This is a genomic window from Nocardioides ginsengisoli (assembly GCF_039537225.1).
GTDB lineage: Bacteria > Actinomycetota > Actinomycetes > Propionibacteriales > Nocardioidaceae > Nocardioides > Nocardioides ginsengisoli.
In genome coordinates this window covers 57,780-74,687 of sequence record NZ_BAABAC010000023.1, presented here as the reverse complement: position 1 = coordinate 74,687, position 16,908 = coordinate 57,780, and the positions used below count along the sequence as shown (strand labels likewise).

Below are 16,908 nucleotides of genomic sequence, written 5' to 3'. Positions count from 1 at the left end.
GCTCAGGCGCGGAGGGCGGGCTCAGCCCGCGGCGATGCCGTACAGCCGGTCGCCCGCGTCGCCGAGGCCGGGGACGATATAGCCCTTCTCGTTGAGCCGCTCGTCCATCGCCGCGGTGACGACGGTCACCGGGATGTCGAGGTCGGCGAGCTCCTGCTCGAGCCGGGCGCAGCCCTCGGGGGCGGCCAGCAGGCATACGGCGGTGATGTGGTCGGCGCCCCGGTCGACGAGGAAGCGGATCGCCGCGGCGAGCGTGCCGCCAGTCGCGAGCATCGGGTCGACGACGTAGCACTGGCGCCCGGTCAGGTCGTCGGGCAGCCGCTCGGCGTAGGTGACCGCCTCGAGCGTCTCCTCGTTGCGGACCATCCCGAGGAAGCCCACCTCCGCCGTCGGGAGCAGCCGCATCATGCCGTCGAGCATGCCGAGCCCTGCCCGGAGGATCGGTACGACGAGCGGGCGCGGCGTCGCGAGCCGGGTGCCGGTCGTCGGGGCCACCGGCGTCTCGATGTCGGTCGGCTCGACACGCACGTCGCGGGTCGCCTCGTAGGCCAGCAGCGTCACCAGCTCGTCGGCCAGCGACCGGAAGGTGGGTGAGTCGGTGTCCTTGTCGCGGAGCACGGTCAGCTTGTGGGCGACGAGGGGGTGGTCCACGACGATGGTGCGCATGGGCGCAGCCTAGTGTGACGGACCTCGCTCAGGAGAACGCCGGAGCGGGAAGCCGCACCTCGACCAGGTCCTGTGCCCCGAGCGGGGTGAACGTGGCCGTCGCGCCGGCGGGCGCGCGCCAGCGGTCGGCGACCGGCTCGAGCCCCGGGTGTGTGCCGACGACGGTGAGGGTGAGGCCGTCGCCGCTGCCGAACAGGGTCACGGTGAGCTCGGCGTCGCTCGGCACGGTCCGGACCGCGGCGAGCACCAGCCGCCCGAGCGCGCGGGCGTCGGCCGGCTCCTCCGGCTCGCGGTCGCCGCTGCGCACCGCGAAGCGCACCTGCCGCTCGCGCGCCTTGCTCAGCGCCCGCACGAACCACGGGCCCATCCGCACCAGCTCGGGGTCGAGCTGGATCAGCTGGCGCAGGTACGACTCCTCGTGCCCGCAGGCGGCCCGCACGGCGGGGTCGGTCGGGTCGAGACGGCCGGCACCGATGTCGGCGAGGAGCGCCAGCGCCGGCTGCAGCCCGGCCGAGCGCCACCGGGTGCGGGCGTCGGTGGCCGCCTGCCGCTCCTGGGCCTCGACCCGGGACGCGTGGAGCGCCCGGTCGTCGGCGGCGAGCAGCGTGCCGATCTCGCCGAGGGCCCGGTCGAAGCGTCCGAAGGCCAGGACGAGGAGCACGCCGATCGTGCCGCCGGTGAGCACGATGAGCGCCGAGGACGTCGACCAAGGCGCAACGGCGGCGGCGATGACCACGGCGGTCGCGAGGTGCGCGCCGAGGCCGAAACGGCCGGCCAGCCGCGAGCCGGAGTGGACGTGGAGGAGCAGCAGGATGCCGGTCGTCGACACCGTCTGCCACAGCACGGGGTCGACCTGCGCCCACTCCGACGTCGAGATCGACAGCGCGAGCCCCACGACGTCGAGGACGACGAGCGTGCCGAGCGCGAGTCGCCGTACCCTCGCCGAGGCGGTGCGCGTGCGCCACATGACCAGGACGGCGAGCGCGCCGAGCGCGAGCGTCAGGTACGTCGGCGTCAGCCGGCCGGGATAGGTCCCCACCTCGAGCACGATCCCGGCGAGCAGCACACCGATCGACCACATCCACACGGCGCCGGTCCGCACCGTGCTCACCACGGCCGCGAGGTCGTCGGTCGACCAGGCTGCGAGGCCTTGGGGGGCGGGCCGTGGCGCAGTGCCGGGCGCGGTCAGGACGACGGTCGTGCCGGAGCCCGGTGCCGACGTCAGGTCGACCTCGATGCCGACGGCCCCGGCGCGCTGCCGCACCGACGTCGCGAGCCCGCGCAGCACGGTGCGTGCGGGGTCGAAGCCGACGCCTCGGTCGACGAGGGTGACCCGCACGCCGCCCGTGGTCCGGCGGACGTCGACCTCGATCTCGTCGACGCCGGCGTGCTTGGCGGCGTTCTGGGCCACCTCGTACGCCGCCCGGCCGAGCGCCTCCGCCGTCGGAACGTCGTCGAGCGCGGCGACGAGGGCGTCGTCGTCGAGTCCGGTCCGGCGGATGTCGAGACCGGTGTGGAACAGCGCGTCCAGCGGCCCGGCGCTCGGCTCGGGCGGCGGCGTCGCGTCGAGCAGCGCCGTCACCTTGGCGACGTCGCTGCGGCACCGGTCGCGGACCACGGCGGCGTCGCGGGTCGCGCCGCCGCCCGACGCGAGCGCCGCCAGCGTGTTGATCACGGTGTCGTGCAGCACCCGCGCGGCCTCGGCGGCCTCCTGGCCGACCTGGCGCAGCCAGGCGGCGCGTTCGGCCTCGGCCGCCGCCTCGGCGGCGCGCTCATCGGCGCGTGCGGTCAGCTCGGCGAGCACCGCCACGGCCGCGCGCGTCCCGAGGAAGATCGAGAACCCGGCGATCGTCTCGCCGCGGACGATGATCGGCCCCCAGTCGGGGTGCACGCTCAGCACGACGCCCGCGTACACCCCGAACCCGGTCAGCTGCGCCACGAAGGCGCGGCGCCCGGGGAGGAAGAACGACGGGAGCGCGTTCGCCAGGTGCGCCATCCAGGACGCGGTGTAGACGATCACGCCCTGCTGGTCGGAGGTCAGCCCGATGTCGAGGGCCGCGAGCGCGTAGAGCAGCACGGGCAGCAGGCCGGCGGGGAAGCCGCCGCGCAGTGCCCGCCAGGCCGCGAGCGCGAGCGCGGCGTGCGCCCCGAGGATCGGGAGCAGCCACGCGTGGTCGTGTCCCTCGGCGAGGAGCGCGACGGCGACCAGCGCCTGGAAGACGAGCACGGCGACCAGGAAGGCGTTGCGGATCGCCAGGTACGTGCTGCGTGTCGCCCAGCCGGCCTGCGGCGCGTCCGGCTCGAAGCCGGAGACGAACCGACGCCACGCCACGGGCAGCGCAGCGCGCATGACTCTCCTGGGGGCCGTATGGGGGACGGGACGGTCGAGAATATGGGGTGCGGCCGTCGGTCCTCAATTCCGTGAATTCCTCTGGAGGACGGCGTGGATATTCGGCGCGTGGCATCATTCGCTCTCGCTCGGGAACGAATTCGAGAAGGAGCGAGGAATTGGCGTCGAGCGAGGAGAGCCGGCCGGCCGAGGATCGCTTCTGGCGGGTCGCGATCGTGGAGGACCACCGCCTGCAGCGGATGCGCACCGAGGAGCTGCTGTCGGGCCAGTCCGGGCTGCGCGTCGTCCGCACGGCCGAGAGCCTCGCCGAGCTGGTTCCCTGGCTCGCCACGACTGACGTCCGTGGCCGGCCGCACCTGATCGTCCTCGACCTCGTCGTCGACCGCGGGGCGGACGCCGACCCGCGGGTCGTGGCCGACCTGATCGGCTCGGGGATGCGGGTGCTGGTGCTCTCGGCGCTCGCCTCGGCGCCGCAGGTACGCGCGATGATCCGCGCCGGTGTCAACGGTTTCGTGGGCAAACGCGACTCCGAGGAGGACATCGTCGCCGCGACCTGGGCAGTCCTGGGACGCGGACACTGGATCACGCCGGAGATGGCGAGTGTGATGGCGGCCGACTCCGCCCGGCCGCCTCTCAGCGACCAGGAGGAGCGCGCCCTGGTGCTCTACGCGTCGGGCCTCACCCTCGACGCGGTGGCCCGCGCGCTCGGCGTCAAGCGGGACACCGCCAAGAAGTACCTCGACCGGGTGAAGGTGAAGTACGCCGACGCGGGCAGGCCCGCGCGTACCAAGATCGAGCTGCACCGCGAGGCGGCACGCGACGGCCTGCTGCCGGCGACCGACGGATGAGAGCCGGTGTCCTGACCCCATCATAGGGGTCATTTCCCGCCGGGACGTGACCCCTATAAGGAGGTCAATTCGTTCCTCAGCCGCTTCTTTCTCGTTCTCGACCCACGCATTCGCCTTGAATCGGCGTCCGACAGATTTCTTGTGGAGGACGCGGAGGGGTGCACGGTGCAGACAGGTGCTGACGGGGTTCGGGCGTGGGCCCGGCCGGGCCTCGGTGCGGGTGCCGAGCCGTTCGCGGTCGACGGCCTGGTGACGCTCCCCTTGAGATTCCTGCTGCTGGCGCTCGCCACCGTCGCCACGCTGCTGCCGGGCCCGGCCGTCGCGGGCGCGGAGCCCGCGGCGCGGACGGCCTGCGCCACGACCGCTAGGTCCGGCTTCCGGCCGGTGGGCGCGCGGGTCGACGTGCTCGGGCGCGACGTCCGCGTGGTGCCGGTGCGTCGTACGGCGAACGGCGCCATCGGCACCCCGCCGGTGACGAAGGCCGGCAAGAGTCTGGTCGGCTGGGACCGGGCGACCCGGCCCGGCGCCGGCGTCGGCTCGGTCATCCTCGACGCCCACACCTGGCCGGACGGCTCGGCACTGGGCAACGCGCTGCTGGGCCGGCTCCGGCCCGGTCACACCTTCTCGCTGCGCGCGGCCGACGGACGCACCGTCTGCTATCGGGTGAGCGCGCGGCGGTCCTACCCGGCGGCCCGACTGCCCCGAGCCAAGGCCTTCCGTGACTGGGGACCGGAACAGGCCGTGATCGTGGTGTGCTCGGGCCGTCGGCTCGGCGCGGGCCGGTGGACCCGTCGTACGGTCTGGTACGCCGAGCCGCTCGTGGTGGTGGCCCGCTGACGCCCGGACCGGCCGACGGCGGCGCGAAGCCGCCGACGACGACGTCACCACGCTGACCGCGGACGTGACCGAGGGCGCCGGGAATTCCTCTGGTCCTGCGCCCGATCCCATGTCACGCTGAAGACATGCCCGCAAGCGACGCCGTCGACTTCGCGCTGGCCGCCTACCGTGAGGAAGGCGTCTGGCAGGTTGCCGAGCTGGCCCCCGACCATGCGACCGACGTCGAGACGCTCGCGTCGGCGTTGCGCCGCTTCCCCGGTGACGGGGGCGCGGTCGGCTTCGTCGCCGTCGACGAGGACTTCTTCATCGTCGTCCGCGTCGCCGGCCCGCGCACGCGGGTGATGCTGTCCGACGTCACCGCCGCGACCGAGTGGGAGCTCGCCGCGATCGTCGTCGAGCACCTCGGGCTGCCGCCCGTCGAGGACGACGACGACCCCGAGCCCGCCGGCGACCTCGAGCTGCTGAGCGACCTCGGTGTCGACGCCATGGACCTCGCCGCGATCCTCGACGACGACGAGCTCTACCCCGACGAGATGCTCTCGGAGGTCGCCCGGGGCCTGGGCTTCGGCGACCTGTACGACGACGTCGTCGGCCTCACGTCCGCGTGAGGGCGGCCTGGGTCGAGCCGATGCGTGCCGCGCTGGCGGAGGCGTCGGCCGCGCTGGCCACCGGTGACGTCCCGATCGGCGCGGTCGTGGTCGACCCGTCCGGCGCCGTCATCGGCACCGGACGCAACGTCCGCGAGCGGGACGCCGACCCGACCGGCCACGCCGAGGTGGTCGCGCTGCGCGAGGCCGCCCGGGCCCGTGGCGAGTGGCGGCTCACCGGCTGCACCCTCGTGGTGACCCTCGAGCCGTGCACCATGTGCGCCGGCGCCGCCGTCCTGTCGCGGGTCGACCGCGTCGTCTTCGGCGCCTACGACGACAAGGCCGGTGCCGTCGGCTCGCTCTGGGACGTCGTCCGCGACCGCCGGCTCAACCACCGCCCGGAGGTGGTCGCCGGGGTCCTCGCCGACGAGTCGGTCGCGCTGCTCGACGGCTTCTTCGCCACCCACCGATAGCCGACCCGGCAGAAAACTGCGCACACTTCGCGCCGACCCGGCAGAAAGTGGCTCGCTACGAAGCCACTTTCTGCCGGGTCGGCGTGATTTGGGGGGCAGTTTGTGACGGGTGGGCGTCACTGGGCTGCGGGGACCTCGTGGTCGGTCAGCAGCCGCGAGCGGATGAGGAAGCGCACGCCGTACGGCGCCTCCAGCGAGAAGCCCGCGCCCCGGCCGGGCACCACGTCGATCGTCAGGTGGGTGTGCGACCAGTACGCGAACTGGGCCCGCGACATCCACACCGGCACCGCCCGGTCGAGGCCGACGTCGAGGTCGCCGAGATGGACGTCGGCGTCGCCGAGCAGGAACTCGCCGTCCGGGTAGCACATGGGCGCGGACCCGTCGCAGCATCCGCCGGACTGGTGGAACATGACCGGCCCGTGTGCCTCGGTGAGGCGGCGGACCAGCGCCGCCGCCTCACCGGTGACGTCCACGCGCGACATCAGAAGAAGCCGAGCGCGTCCGGGCTGTACGACACCAGCAGGTTCTTGGTCTGCTGGTAGTGGTCGAGCATCATCTTGTGCGTCTCGCGGCCGATGCCCGACTGCTTGTAGCCGCCGAAGGCCGCGTGGGCGGGGTAGGCGTGGTAGCAGTTCGTCCACACCCGGCCGGCCTGGATCTCCTTGCCGGCGCGGAAGGCCTGCGACCCGTCGCGCGACCAGACGCCGGCGCCGAGGCCGTAGAGCGTGTCGTTGGCGACCTTGAGCGCGTCGGCCTCCTCGTCGAAGCCGGTCAGCGAGACGACGGGGCCGAAGATCTCCTCCTGGAAGATCCGCATCGAGTTGTCGCCCTCGAAGACGGTCGGCGTCACGTAGTAGCCCTCGGCGAGGTCGCCGTCCAGGACGTTGCGCTCGCCGCCGGTGAGGATCTTGGCGCCCTCCTCCTTGCCGATCTCGATGTACGACAGGATCTTCTGCAGCTGGTCGTTCGACGCCTGCGCACCGATCATCGTGGTGTCGTCGAGCGGGTTCCCCTGCTTGATCCGCTCCACCCGGGCGACGGCGTCGTGGACGAAGTCGGAGTAGATCGAGCGCTGGACGAGCGCGCGGCTCGGGCAGGTGCACACCTCGCCCTGGTTGAGCGCGAACATCGCGAAGCCCTCGAGCGCCTTGTCGTAGAAGGCGTCGCGCTGGTCGGCGACCGACTCGAAGAAGATGTTCGGGCTCTTGCCGCCGAGCTCGAGGGTGACCGGGATGATGTTCTGGCTGGCGTACTGCATGATCAGCCGGCCGGTCGTGGTCTCGCCGGTGAACGCGACCTTCGCGACGCGCGGCGACGACGCGAGCGGCTTGCCGGCCTCGACGCCGAAGCCGTTGACGACATTGAGGACGCCGGCGGGCAGGAGGTCGCCGACGAGCTCCATCAGCTTGAGGATCGACCAGGGCGTCTGCTCGGCCGGCTTGAGGACGACGGCGTTGCCGGCGGCCAGCGCGGGCGCGAGCTTCCAGACCGCCATCAGGATCGGGAAGTTCCACGGGATGATCTGGCCGACGACGCCGAGCGGCTCGTGGAAGTGGTAGGCGACGGTGTTCTCGTCGATCTCGCCGATCGTCCCCTCCTGGGCGCGCAGGACGCCGGCGAAGTAGCGGAAGTGGTCGATGGCGAGCGGGATGTCGGCGGCCAGCGTCTCGCGGACCGGCTTGCCGTTCTCCCAGGTCTCCGCGACGGCGATCGCGGCCAGGTTGGCCTCCATCACGTCGGCGATCCGGAGCAGGACGTTGGCGCGCTCGGTGGTCGAGGTCTTGCCCCACGCGGGTGCCGCGGCGTGGGCGGCGTCGAGCGCCGCCTCGATGTCCTCGGCGGTGCCGCGGGCGATCTCGGTGAACGGCTTGCCGTTGACGGGCGAGATGTTCTCGAACCAGCCGCCCTGGATCGGGTCGACCCACTGGCCGCCGATGTAGTGGCCGTACCGGCCGGCGACGGTGACGAGCGAGTCGGGCTGGCCGGGTGCTGCGTAGACGGTCATGGCGTGCTCCAGAGGTGAGTCGGGATCGTCGATGTGACGGCGATCACGACGCTAGGAGCGCGAACGTTGCGGCCTCGTTGCGACGCCCGCGACCTCATCCGAGCTCGGCGTCGAGGCGGGCCAGCTGGCCGTCGACGAGGGCGCGCATCGGCGACGTCAGCGGTACGACGCGCTGCTGGGCCACCCACATGTCGTAGTCGTCGCGCCCCCACCCGGACCGGGTCCAGGTTGACATCAGGTCGGGCATGGCGCAGCGCAGGAGCGCCTGCCGCAGGGGAGCGGCGACGGCCTCCCGGAGCCGGACGACGCCGGGCGCGGTCGAGCGCGGCAGCACCGGCCCGTCGTACCCACGGAGGGCGGCGCGGACGTCGCCCGCGGCGAGCTGCGCCTCGACGGCGAGCCAGTCGCCGCTGACGGGTGCGGCGAGGCGGTAGGGGCGACTGGCGAGCAGGTCGTCGCCGAGCAGGCCGCGGAGCCGGTTGAGCTCGGCGCGGAGGGTGGAGGTGCCGCCGTCCTCCTCGTAGAGCAGGACGCCCAGCTCGTCGCCGGTGAGGCCGGTGGGGGAGGAGGCGAGGAGCGCGACGATCTCGCTGTGCCGCCGACTCAGCCGCAGCTGCGACGGCCGGCCGCGACCGTCGTCGACGCTCAGCAGCGCCTCGTCGCGACCGAGGATCTCGAGCACCAGCCGCAGCCCGGTCGCTCGGTCGGGCGGCGGCGCCGGCTGCGACGGGGCCTGGCGCGCGAGCTCCGCCTCGGCGAGCCGGGCGGCCGCGCGGACCATCGCCATCGTCTGCGGTACGACGAGCGCGTCGCCGCCCGTCACGTCGAGCACCCCGAGCAGCCGGCTGGTACCGGGGTCGTGGATCGGCGTCGCGGCGCAGGTCCACGCGCGGACCGCCGTACGGAAGTGCTCCTCGCGGGTCACCAGCGCCTCGCGCCCGGTCGCCAGCGCGAGCCCGGGCGCATTGGTCCCGGCCAGCCGCTCGTCCCAGTTGCTGCCCTCGACGAACCCGATCCGCTCCGCCTCCCGCAGCCGGTCCGGCGTCCCGCAGACCCACAGCAGGGTGCCCTCGGCGTCGGCCAGCGCCATCACCGCGCCGCAGTCGCGCACCTCGCGCCCCAGGACGTCGTCGAGGAGCGGCAGGACCCGCGCCAGCGGGTGCGCCTCCCGCTGCCCCCGAAGGTCGGGCGCCTCGAGCGCGATCGGCGCGTCCGCCTGCTCCACGTCGACGCCCGCCGCGGCCGAGCGCTCCCAGGACGCGGCGACCTCCGCGCGCATCCGGCGCGTGCCCGCGTCCTTCGTCATCAGTCCCGTGGACATCTCGTCTCCCACCTGGCCAGCCTCTCCCGACCCGACGATCCCGGTCGAAGGTTGCAAACAGGTTGCACGGCCCCTCCCGGCCGATGCGCCCGGCCGATTTCGGGGGCGGACCCGGGCTCCGGTAATGTCTCCCGCGGTGACGTGTCCGAGCGGCCTAAGGAGAACGCCTCGAAAGCGTTTGTGGGCGCAAGTCCACCGAGGGTTCAAATCCCTCCGTCACCGCCAGCGGCTACAGACATCGATCGGTAGCCAGGCAGACGAAAGTCTGAAGAGAGCCGCCTGAGGCCCGGGAGACCGGGGCGAGGGCGGCTCTCGCCGTTTACGGCCGCTCGTCTCGCTACCCCCTGTTCCCCCGTCTAGGTCCGCACCTTTGGGTCGGTGCTTCGCGCGGCAGCCCATCGTCTTTTGGTCCGGACCTTGACGTGACCGTGGTGTGCGTCAGCACGACATCGTCATCGAGCGTGGCGAGCGCGCGGCGCGGGTGCCCGCGATCCTGCGCGGCTATGTCATCGACGGCCGGATCGCCCGGATCGAGGAGTACTTCGACCTCGGCCAGCTCGCCGCCGTACGCGCCGGCTGAGCGCCGGCCGAGGGGTGCGCCCGTCTCGGCAGGCAGTCGGAAGCGGCGCATGATGACTGGACTTGCCTCATGATGCTGTCGTGGATGTCCCGAGCGGCGGCGTCCCGACCTGGGTCGTGAAGAGGTGGCGCCGGCACGGCCAGGATCGGCTGTACGTCGAGCTGGCCGACGGCACGAAGGTCGGCTACGGCGACCTCGAGGCAGGCACCGCGCACCCGAGCGCGCCGCCGTACGAGCCGCTCCTCCTGTGCGCGATCGCGGACTGGAAGGGCCGTCACCCGCCGGCGCCGATCACCTCGGTGCTGACGCGGGTCCTGGGCGCGCAGGCCGACGACGGCCGTTGGCGGGTCCTGCACGCGATCCCGCCCGGTCCCCGGGCCGGCGCCATCAACCAGCTCGTGATCGGCCCCGGCGGGGTGTTCACGATCACCACCACGCGCCGTCCGGGCGCCGGCGTCCGCGTCCTCCGCAGCGCGCGCCACCAGGCCGAGCGGGCCGGGCGCCGGTTGGGTGCGGCGTACGGGCACCCGGTCGCCGTCGAGGGGCTGGTGGTGCCGGCCGACTCCGACGAGGTGGGGGTCACGAGCCGGTCGTCCGGTGTCGCGGTGGTGCCGCAGCGCCTGCTGGCCGACTGGCTGCTGCGCCACGGCGACACGCTGGCGCCGGCCGCCGTCGAGTCGCTGTACGACGTCGCGCGGCGCCCGAGCACCTGGCACTAGGCCCGGCGCGGCCGGGCCCGACAGCCTCAGGCCTGCGGCACCGCGCTGGTGCGCGTCGGCACCCGCAGCCCGGTCGAGGCGGCCGCGCTCCGGAACGCCTCGACGGCCCCCTCGGTGTCGCCCACCTCGGTGAGCAGCTCAGCGAGCTCGAACCACAGCTGCGCGGCCCGGCGGTCGGAGCCGGCGTCGTTGAGCGCGGCGACGCCCTCGCGGAACAGCTCGCGCGCGTTGTCGGCGTCGCCCTCGGCGAACGCGATCCGGCCCCGCATGACGGCGGTCGACGCGCGCAGCACGGAGGCCGACGCGGGCACCTGGGCGGCCGCCTTCTCGACGTGCTCGCGGGCGCTGGACAGGTCGCCGAGCAGGAAGTGCGCCCGGCTGCGGACCAGGTGGACCTGGCCGATCTCGGTGGCCGACGCGCCCGACCAGGCGAGCTCGCGCTCGGCGTCGGTGAGCGTGGCGAGGGCCGCCTCGGCGTTCGGCGGGTCGGCCATCAGCTGGAGGCCGGCGTAGGTGGCCCGCAGCTGGGCCAGGTTGCGGTGGTCGTCGCTGAGCTCGAACAGGGCGAGCGCCTTGCGGCTCAGGTCGAGGGCGGCGTGGACGGCGCCGCGGCCGGACTCGGCCACGCTCGCGTTCCAGTAGGCCGTGGCGCGGTCGATCGCCGCGCCGTACTTCCCCGCCGCCTCCAGCGTCTGCGTGCACACCCGCAGCGCCTGGGCGGGGTCGCCCTGCATCTCGTGCGCCCCGGCGACCAGCACGGTGAGCTGGACCGCCTCGGACAGCCCGTCGAGGCCCAGCTCGGCGATCAGCGCCGCGGCCTGCTCGCCGACGGTGACCGCGCGGGCGTAGTCGCCGCTGTCGCGGTGGCAGCGGCACAGCGCGATCAGCGGGGTGAGCCAGCCGGCGTCGGGGGTGGGGCCGGAGGTGAGGTCCTCGAGCAGCAGGATCGCGCCGTCGAGGTCATCGGCGGCCTCGAGCGCACTGGCCCGGACCTGCTGGGCGGCGCGCTGCAGGAAGTCGACGCGCTCGGTGGCCGAGTCGGCCAGGACGGCGTCGACGCCCTTGAGCGCCGCGGCCGGGTCGCCGGCGCGCAGTGCCAGCTCGGCGTGGTCGACCGCGAGCCGGAGCTCGTGCACCTTGTCGCGGGGGACGTCGAGCAGCAGCGCCTCGAGCGTCACGCCCATCCGGCCCGCCATCCGTTCGAGCAGGCCGGCCTCGGGGCGGCGCTGGCCGTCCTCGATGCGCGAGAGGTAGGCCGCGGAGACGTCGTCGCCCGCGACTTGGGCCTGCGTCATGCCGGCGGCGACCCGGGCGATGCGCATCCGCCGGCCGAGCTCGGCGGCGTCGATGGTGCGGCTGAGTTCCGCGAGGTGTGCGTCCACGAGCCCCATTCTTCCCTGACGCGCCACTCAGCGGTACCGGCGCGACGGTGTGTCGGTCGGACGGGAGTGACGCGGGCTCACCGCAGGACGCCCGCGGCAGCCTCCGGACCCAGGCAGACAGCGACAAGCTCGCCGTCGGCCTGCCCGGTGAAGACCGCCCATCCGCGGTCGAAGGAGACCAGCTCGGTGGCGCCGTCGGGACGGCGCACGATGGCGGTGCTCGGGATGACGGTGCGGTCGAAGCCGGTGTAGGAGCAGCGGTTGCGCTGCATCAGGTCGTCGAGCGGACCCGACGACATGCCGATCTGCTGCGACGGCGCGCTCGGCGGAGGGGGCGTGATGACGCTGATCGCGCCGAAGCCGACCAGCAGGGTGAGCGCGGCGACGGTCGTCGCCGTCCGCACCGAGTGGACCGCGGCACGGAACCAGCGCGAGGGCGCGGGAACGTCCTGCACAGCGTCCCCCCCTTGCTCGATGTCGGCTCGATGTCGGCTCGATGTCGGCGTCTTGTCCGTCGTGGATCTCAACGACCTGGACGCCTCCGGGTCACGACCGGGACCGACCCGGCAGGATGGGGCCATGACCTGGTTCGACTCTCCGTCCGACGCGGACACCCGGCTGGCCGAGGCCGGCTACCTGGCCGATGCCGCGACGGCCACCACGACGTACCTGGCAGGCGCGCTGGAGAAGCCGCTGCTGCTCGAGGGGCCGGCCGGCGTGGGCAAGACCGAGCTGGCCAAGGCGGTGGCGCGGGCGACGGGCGCCGAGCTGGTCCGGCTGCAGTGCTACGAGGGCCTCGACGAGGCGCGGGCGCTGTACGAGTGGAACTACAAGAAGCAGCTGCTCCGCATCCAGGCGGCCAACGCCGCCGGCAGCGGCAGCGACGGGGTCGACTGGAGCGCGACCCACGACGACATCTTCACCGAGGAGTTCCTCCTGACGCGGCCGCTGCTGACCGCGATCCGCCGCGAGGAGCAGACGGTGCTGCTCATCGACGAGGTCGACAAGACCGACATCGAGGTCGAGGGCCTGCTGCTGGAGGTGCTCAGCGACTTCCAGGTGACCATCCCCGAGCTCGGCACGGTGGCCGCGACCCGCCGCCCGTACGTCGTCCTCACCTCCAACGCCAGCCGCGAGCTGTCGGAGGCGGTCAAGCGACGCTGCCTCTACCTGCACATCGACTACCCCGACCACACCCGCGAGCGGCAGATCCTGCAGCAGCAGGTCCCCGGCCTCGACGACCGGATCGCCGAGCAGCTGGTCGAGACCGTCGGCCGGATGCGCGAGCTGGAGCTGAAGAAGGCGCCCTCGATCGCCGAGTCCGTCGACTGGGCGCGCACCCTCATCGCGCTCGAGATCCGCGACCTCGACGACGCCGCGATCGTGCGGACGCTGGGCGCCGTCCTCAAGCACCAGTCCGACCACGAGCGCGCGGTCAAGGAGCTCAAGCTGGCGAGGGCCTGACATGGGCCCCGAGCAGTCCGGACTCCTCGACCGCCACCTGGCGTTCGTCGAGGCGCTGCGCGGCGCCGGGTTGGCGGTCTCGCTCGCCGAGGACCTCGACGCGGTCGCCGCGCTCGCCGCCGTCCACTGGTCCGACCGGACGACGGTCCGCGACGCCTTCGCCGCGACGCTGGTGAAGAAGCAGGCGCAGCGGACCACCTTCGACGCACTCTTCGACGTCTACTTCCCGCCGATGGTGGGCAACGGCGCGGCCGCCGCCGCCGACGAGGCCGGTACGACGGAGGGCGCGGTCCGCGACAACGCCACCGCCCTCGTCGACTTCCGCGACCGGCTGGCCGAGCTGCTCGAGGCCGGCGAGGTCGACCCCGCCGAGATGCGTCGGCTGGCGGCCGAGATGGTCGGCCGGTTCGGGTCGATGCCGGGCCGCGGGCCGGGCCTGTCGTCGTGGTCGGCCTACACCGCCCTGCAGCGGGTCGCGCCGCAGGAGCTCGTCGACCGGCTCGTCGCCGCGCTGATGGCCGCGAGCGACCAGGGCGACGGGGACGACGCCCGCCGCGTCGCCAACCGCCGGATCGGCGCCTTCACCGCGCTCGTCGAGGACGACGCCCGCCGCCGGATCGCCGAGGAGAAGGGCCCCGACCACGTCGCCGACGTCGCCGTCCGGCCCAGCATCGACAAGCTCGCGTTCATGGCCGCGCGCCGGACCGACCTCGAGGAGATGCGCAAGGAGATCTTCCCGCTCGCCCGCCGGCTCGCCACCCGGCTCGCGAAGGAGCAGCACTCCCGCCACGCACGCACTGCGCCGCTCGACTTCCGCCGTACCGTGCGCGCGTCGATCGCGACCGGCGGCGTCCCGATCACCACCCACCACCGCCCCAAGCGCCCCCACCGCACCGACCTCGTGGTGCTGTGCGACATCAGCGGGTCGGTGGCCAACTTCGCCCAGTTCACGCTGCTCTTCGTGTTCGCGCTGCGCGAGGTCTTCCAGAGCATGCGGGCGTTCACCTTCATCGACCACGTCCACGAGGTGACCGGCCACTTCCGACCCGGCGCCGACCCGGTCGACGTCCTCGCCGACCTGTCGGCGTCGGCGAGCCATGCCGCGCTGTGGGGGCGGACCAACTACGGCCGGGCGTTCACCAAGTTCGCCGAGAAGCACGCCGACGCGCTGACGCCGAAGACGACGCTGCTGATCCTCGGCGACGCGCGCTCCAACTACAGCGACCTGCACGAGGACACGCTCAAGCAGCTCGCCGGCTCGGTGAAGCGGTCGTTCTGGCTCAACCCCGAGCACCAGCGCAACTGGGGCACCGGCGACTCGGCCGCCCTGCCGTACGGCGAGATCGTGCGGATGATCGAGTGCCGCAACCTCACCCAGCTCAGCGAGTTCGTGCACGAGCTGGCGTGGTGACTTCCTGACGGAAACTTGCGCTTCCTGGCCGTTGCAACCGTCAGGAAGCGCAGGAATCCCCGCTGAAGCGGGGATTCCTGCAGCCCGTGCGCAGCGTCAGGCGCTGTACTCCAGCGCCGGATCCGTCGGCGGCTTGTTGAACACCCGCAGGTCCTTGAAGTAGTTCATCTTCAGCCGCCACGGCTCGATCGCCCCCTGCTTGGGGAACTGCGTGATCGAGCGCATCACATAGCCCGCCTCGAAGTCGAGGAAGGGCTCCTCGGCGACGGCGGGGTCGCGGCGCGGCATCACGATCCGGTTGCCGGTGGCCTCCATGTGCTGGAGGACCTTGACGACGTACTGGCAGACCAGGTCGGCCTTCAGCGTCCAGGAGGCGTTGGTGTAGCCGACGATGAACGCGAAGTTGGGGATGTCGCTGAGCATCATCCCCTTGAACGCCATGGTCTCGGGCAGCGATACCTTCACGCCGTCGACGGCGAGCGTCGCGCCGCCGAACACCTGCAGGTTGAGGCCGGTGGCGGTGACGATGATGTCGGCCTCGAGCTCGCGGCCCGACTCGAGCAGGATGCCCTTCTCGGTGAAGCGGGCGATCCGGTCGGTGACCATGTCGACGGTGTGCTTGCGCAGCGCCTTGAACAGGTCGCCGCGGGGGACGACGCACAGCCGCTGGTCCCAGGGGGCGTACGGCGGCGTGAAGTGCTCGTCGTACGAGACGTCCTTGGGCAGCTGCCGCTCGCTCATCCGGCGGATCAGCGCGCGCGCCTCGCGCGGGCGCGCCCGGCAGAACTCGTAGAAGCCGATCGTCATCGCGAGGTAGCGGCCGCGCACCAGCTTGCCGGCGATCTTGTCGGGCAGGGTGTGCAGCAGCCGGTAGGACAGCGGGTCGGTGAGCGGCTGGCTGACGATGAAGGTCGGGGTGCGCTGCAGCATGGTGACGTGGCCGGCGCCCGAGTCGGCGAGCGCGGGGATGAGGGTCACCGCGGTCGCGCCGGAGCCGATGACGACGACCCGCTTGCCCTGGTAGTCGAGGTCCTCGGGCCAGTGCTGCGGGTGGACGACCTGCCCCTGGAAGTCGCCGAGCCCCTCGAAGTCGGGGGTGAAGCCCTCGTCGTAGCGGTAGTAGCCGGACGTCGACCACAGGAAGCTCGCGGTGAGCTCGAGCGTCTCGCCGGTGTCGGTGCGCTCGACGGTGACGGTCCAGCGCGCGTCGGCGGTGGAGAACTCCGCGTGCACCAGCCGGTGGTGGTAGCGGACGTGCTGGTCGATGCCGTTCTCGCGCGCCGCCTCCTGCAGGTAGGAGCGGATGTCGGCGCCGTCGGCGATCGCCTTGCGGCCCTTCCACGGCTTCCAGCCGAAGCCGAGGGTGTACATGTCGGAGTCGGAGCGGATGCCGGGGTAGCGGAACAGGTCCCAGGTGCCGCCGAGCGCGTCGCGCATCTCGAGGATCGCGTAGGTGCGCTCCGGGAACGCCTTGCCGACGTGGTAGGCCGCGTCGATGCCGGAGAGTCCGGCGCCGACGATGAGCACGTCGAAGTGGGTGGCGGAGGAGTCGCTCATCAGGCTTCCTTGAGGTTGAGGAGCTGCTCGACCGGCAGGTCGGGCACCTCGATCTTGCGAGAGGCCGCGAGGCCCTCGATCTGCAGCCAGGTCACGTCGGCGAGCAGCCGGGTGAACTGCGGTACGTCGGGGCGCAGCTCGGCGCGCCCGCTCCAGCTGCGCACGGCGGCCATCACGCCTCCGACCAGCAGGAAGACGTACGGCGTGAGCGCGTCGCGGTCGTCGTCGCCGACCTCGGCGTCGAGCAGCGCGAGGAAGCCGCCGATGACCAGCTCGATCTGCTCCGCGATCTGGCCGATCGCGACGTCGAGCGGCTTCGACGCGGCGCCGGGGATGTCGCGCTCGGCGAAGCGCATCAGCTGGAGGTTGTCGACGCCCCAGCCGACGTAGGCGTCGATGATCCGGTGCACGATCTCGCGCGGCGTGCCCTCGAGGGTCACGGCCGCGAGCAGCAGCTCGCCGGCGCGGGTGCAGATCTCCTGCTGGATCGCGACGTCGAGGTCGGTGCGGTCCTCGAAGTAGCGGTAGAGGACGGTGCGGTGGACCGACGCCTCGTCGGCGATCTGCTGGACGCTCAGCTCGGCGCCGGGCTCGAGGCGCGCGAGCACGGTGAGCGCGGCGTCGATGACGGCCTGCCGGCGGTCGGCGTTGTGCTGCTGCCAACGGCGCTTGCGGCCGTCGGTCGAATCCCGCCTGGTGGCCACGACG

At 72.8% G+C, this 16,908-nt stretch carries 17 protein-coding genes and 1 tRNA gene; 9 read left to right on the top strand and 9 right to left on the bottom strand.

Features of this window, described 5'->3' with window-relative positions; all coding sequences use genetic code 11:
- Positions 1 to 21: 21 nt before the first annotated feature.
- Positions 22 to 666 carry a uracil phosphoribosyltransferase gene (gene upp, locus AB4880_RS11880; protein ID WP_367919449.1) on the bottom strand — a complete coding sequence of 215 codons (645 nt, stop codon included), beginning with the start codon at positions 664 to 666 and terminating at the stop codon, positions 22 to 24.
- Between the two features lie 28 nt (positions 667 to 694).
- Positions 695 to 3,016, bottom strand: coding sequence for a sensor histidine kinase (locus tag AB4880_RS11875; RefSeq protein ID WP_367919448.1), 2,322 nt, complete (start codon positions 3,014 to 3,016; stop codon positions 695 to 697).
- Positions 3,017 to 3,174: 158 nt separating this feature from the next.
- Here AB4880_RS11875 and AB4880_RS11870 point away from each other — a divergent pair, with 158 nt between their 5' ends.
- From AB4880_RS11870 to AB4880_RS11855, 4 genes are all read left to right on the top strand, one after another.
- Entirely contained in the window at positions 3,175 to 3,864 is a 690-nt protein-coding gene (locus AB4880_RS11870; RefSeq protein WP_367919447.1) for a response regulator, read from the top strand.
- Between the two features lie 165 nt (positions 3,865 to 4,029).
- Positions 4,030 to 4,701 (top strand): class F sortase, encoded by a 672-nt coding sequence (locus AB4880_RS11865; RefSeq protein ID WP_367919446.1) that lies wholly within the window; start codon positions 4,030 to 4,032, stop codon positions 4,699 to 4,701.
- A gap of 125 nt (positions 4,702 to 4,826) precedes the next feature.
- Positions 4,827 to 5,309, top strand: a complete 483-nt coding sequence (locus AB4880_RS11860; RefSeq protein ID WP_367919445.1) for a tRNA adenosine deaminase-associated protein — start codon at positions 4,827 to 4,829, stop codon at positions 5,307 to 5,309.
- A gap of 20 nt (positions 5,310 to 5,329) precedes the next feature.
- Positions 5,330 to 5,761 (top strand): nucleoside deaminase, encoded by a 432-nt coding sequence (locus AB4880_RS11855; RefSeq protein ID WP_367919444.1) that lies wholly within the window; start codon positions 5,330 to 5,332, stop codon positions 5,759 to 5,761.
- A gap of 116 nt (positions 5,762 to 5,877) precedes the next feature.
- Here the strand turns inward: AB4880_RS11855 and AB4880_RS11850 are convergent, their stop codons facing one another.
- From AB4880_RS11850 to AB4880_RS11840, 3 genes are all read right to left on the bottom strand, one after another.
- Positions 5,878 to 6,243: a DUF779 domain-containing protein gene (locus AB4880_RS11850; RefSeq protein WP_367919443.1), complete on the bottom strand. Its 366-nt coding sequence runs from the start codon at positions 6,241 to 6,243 to the stop codon at positions 5,878 to 5,880.
- Positions 6,243 to 7,766 carry an acetaldehyde dehydrogenase ExaC gene (gene exaC, locus AB4880_RS11845; RefSeq protein ID WP_367919442.1) on the bottom strand — a complete coding sequence of 508 codons (1,524 nt, stop codon included), beginning with the start codon at positions 7,764 to 7,766 and terminating at the stop codon, positions 6,243 to 6,245. The genes AB4880_RS11850 and exaC overlap by 1 nt, the downstream gene beginning before the upstream one ends.
- 94 nt (positions 7,767 to 7,860) lie before the next feature.
- Positions 7,861 to 9,087, bottom strand: coding sequence for a GAF domain-containing protein (locus AB4880_RS11840; protein WP_367919441.1), 1,227 nt, complete (start codon positions 9,085 to 9,087; stop codon positions 7,861 to 7,863).
- 135 nt (positions 9,088 to 9,222) lie between these two features.
- Between AB4880_RS11840 and AB4880_RS11835 the strand changes: the two genes are divergently transcribed.
- The 3 genes from AB4880_RS11835 (at position 9,223) to AB4880_RS11825 (ending at position 10,386) form a co-directional block, all read left to right on the top strand.
- Positions 9,223 to 9,312 (top strand) — tRNA-Ser (locus AB4880_RS11835).
- 208 nt (positions 9,313 to 9,520) lie between these two features.
- A complete protein-coding gene (locus AB4880_RS11830) occupies positions 9,521 to 9,667 on the top strand; it encodes a hypothetical protein (protein ID WP_367919440.1) in 147 nt (48 codons plus the stop codon).
- A gap of 80 nt (positions 9,668 to 9,747) precedes the next feature.
- Positions 9,748 to 10,386 carry a hypothetical protein gene (locus AB4880_RS11825; RefSeq protein ID WP_367919439.1) on the top strand — a complete coding sequence of 213 codons (639 nt, stop codon included), beginning with the start codon at positions 9,748 to 9,750 and terminating at the stop codon, positions 10,384 to 10,386.
- Between the two features lie 26 nt (positions 10,387 to 10,412).
- On the opposite strand, the gene AB4880_RS11820 is transcribed toward AB4880_RS11825, so the two are convergent.
- The gene (locus AB4880_RS11820; protein WP_367919438.1) at positions 10,413 to 11,768 is read right to left on the bottom strand and encodes a helix-turn-helix domain-containing protein; all 1,356 of its coding nucleotides are present in this window, start codon (positions 11,766 to 11,768) and stop codon (positions 10,413 to 10,415) included.
- Positions 11,769 to 11,845: 77 nt separating this feature from the next.
- A complete protein-coding gene (locus AB4880_RS11815) occupies positions 11,846 to 12,223 on the bottom strand; it encodes a hypothetical protein (protein WP_367919437.1) in 378 nt (125 codons plus the stop codon).
- Positions 12,224 to 12,347: 124 nt separating this feature from the next.
- On the opposite strand from AB4880_RS11815, the gene AB4880_RS11810 reads away from it, so the two are divergent.
- On the top strand, positions 12,348 to 13,232 hold the full coding sequence (locus tag AB4880_RS11810) for an AAA family ATPase (protein WP_367919436.1): 885 nt from the start codon (positions 12,348 to 12,350) through the stop codon (positions 13,230 to 13,232).
- A 1-nt stretch (position 13,233) separates the two neighbouring features.
- Complete coding sequence (locus AB4880_RS11805; protein WP_367919435.1) at positions 13,234 to 14,643, top strand: VWA domain-containing protein; 1,410 nt, start codon at positions 13,234 to 13,236, stop codon at positions 14,641 to 14,643.
- Between the two features lie 96 nt (positions 14,644 to 14,739).
- Here AB4880_RS11805 and AB4880_RS11800 read toward each other — a convergent pair whose 3' ends face one another.
- Both AB4880_RS11800 and AB4880_RS11795 read right to left on the bottom strand, forming a co-directional pair.
- On the bottom strand, positions 14,740 to 16,200 hold the full coding sequence (locus AB4880_RS11800; protein WP_367919434.1) for a flavin-containing monooxygenase: 1,461 nt from the start codon (positions 16,198 to 16,200) through the stop codon (positions 14,740 to 14,742).
- The gene (locus AB4880_RS11795; RefSeq protein ID WP_367919433.1) at positions 16,200 to 16,904 is read right to left on the bottom strand and encodes a TetR/AcrR family transcriptional regulator; all 705 of its coding nucleotides are present in this window, start codon (positions 16,902 to 16,904) and stop codon (positions 16,200 to 16,202) included. The genes AB4880_RS11800 and AB4880_RS11795 overlap by 1 nt, the downstream gene beginning before the upstream one ends.
- Positions 16,905 to 16,908 lie beyond the last annotated feature (4 nt).

Bases quoted from the DNA above. Each gene is read 5' to 3' on its own strand.
- AB4880_RS11860 (WP_367919445.1), top strand. From the start codon at position 4,827: ATGCCCGCAAGCGACGCCGTCGACTTCGCGCTGGCCGCCTACCGTGAG.
- upp (WP_367919449.1), bottom strand. From the start codon at position 666: ATGCGCACCATCGTCGTGGACCACCCCCTCGTCGCCCACAAGCTGACC.
- exaC (WP_367919442.1), bottom strand. From the start codon at position 7,766: ATGACCGTCTACGCAGCACCCGGCCAGCCCGACTCGCTCGTCACCGTC.
- AB4880_RS11800 (WP_367919434.1), bottom strand. From the start codon at position 16,200: ATGAGCGACTCCTCCGCCACCCACTTCGACGTGCTCATCGTCGGCGCC.
- AB4880_RS11840 (WP_367919441.1), bottom strand. From the start codon at position 9,087: ATGTCCACGGGACTGATGACGAAGGACGCGGGCACGCGCCGGATGCGC.
- AB4880_RS11875 (WP_367919448.1), bottom strand. From the start codon at position 3,016: ATGCGCGCTGCGCTGCCCGTGGCGTGGCGTCGGTTCGTCTCCGGCTTC.
- AB4880_RS11850 (WP_367919443.1), bottom strand. From the start codon at position 6,243: ATGTCGCGCGTGGACGTCACCGGTGAGGCGGCGGCGCTGGTCCGCCGC.
- AB4880_RS11810 (WP_367919436.1), top strand. From the start codon at position 12,348: ATGACCTGGTTCGACTCTCCGTCCGACGCGGACACCCGGCTGGCCGAG.
- AB4880_RS11805 (WP_367919435.1), top strand. From the start codon at position 13,234: ATGGGCCCCGAGCAGTCCGGACTCCTCGACCGCCACCTGGCGTTCGTC.
- AB4880_RS11855 (WP_367919444.1), top strand. From the start codon at position 5,330: ATGCGTGCCGCGCTGGCGGAGGCGTCGGCCGCGCTGGCCACCGGTGAC.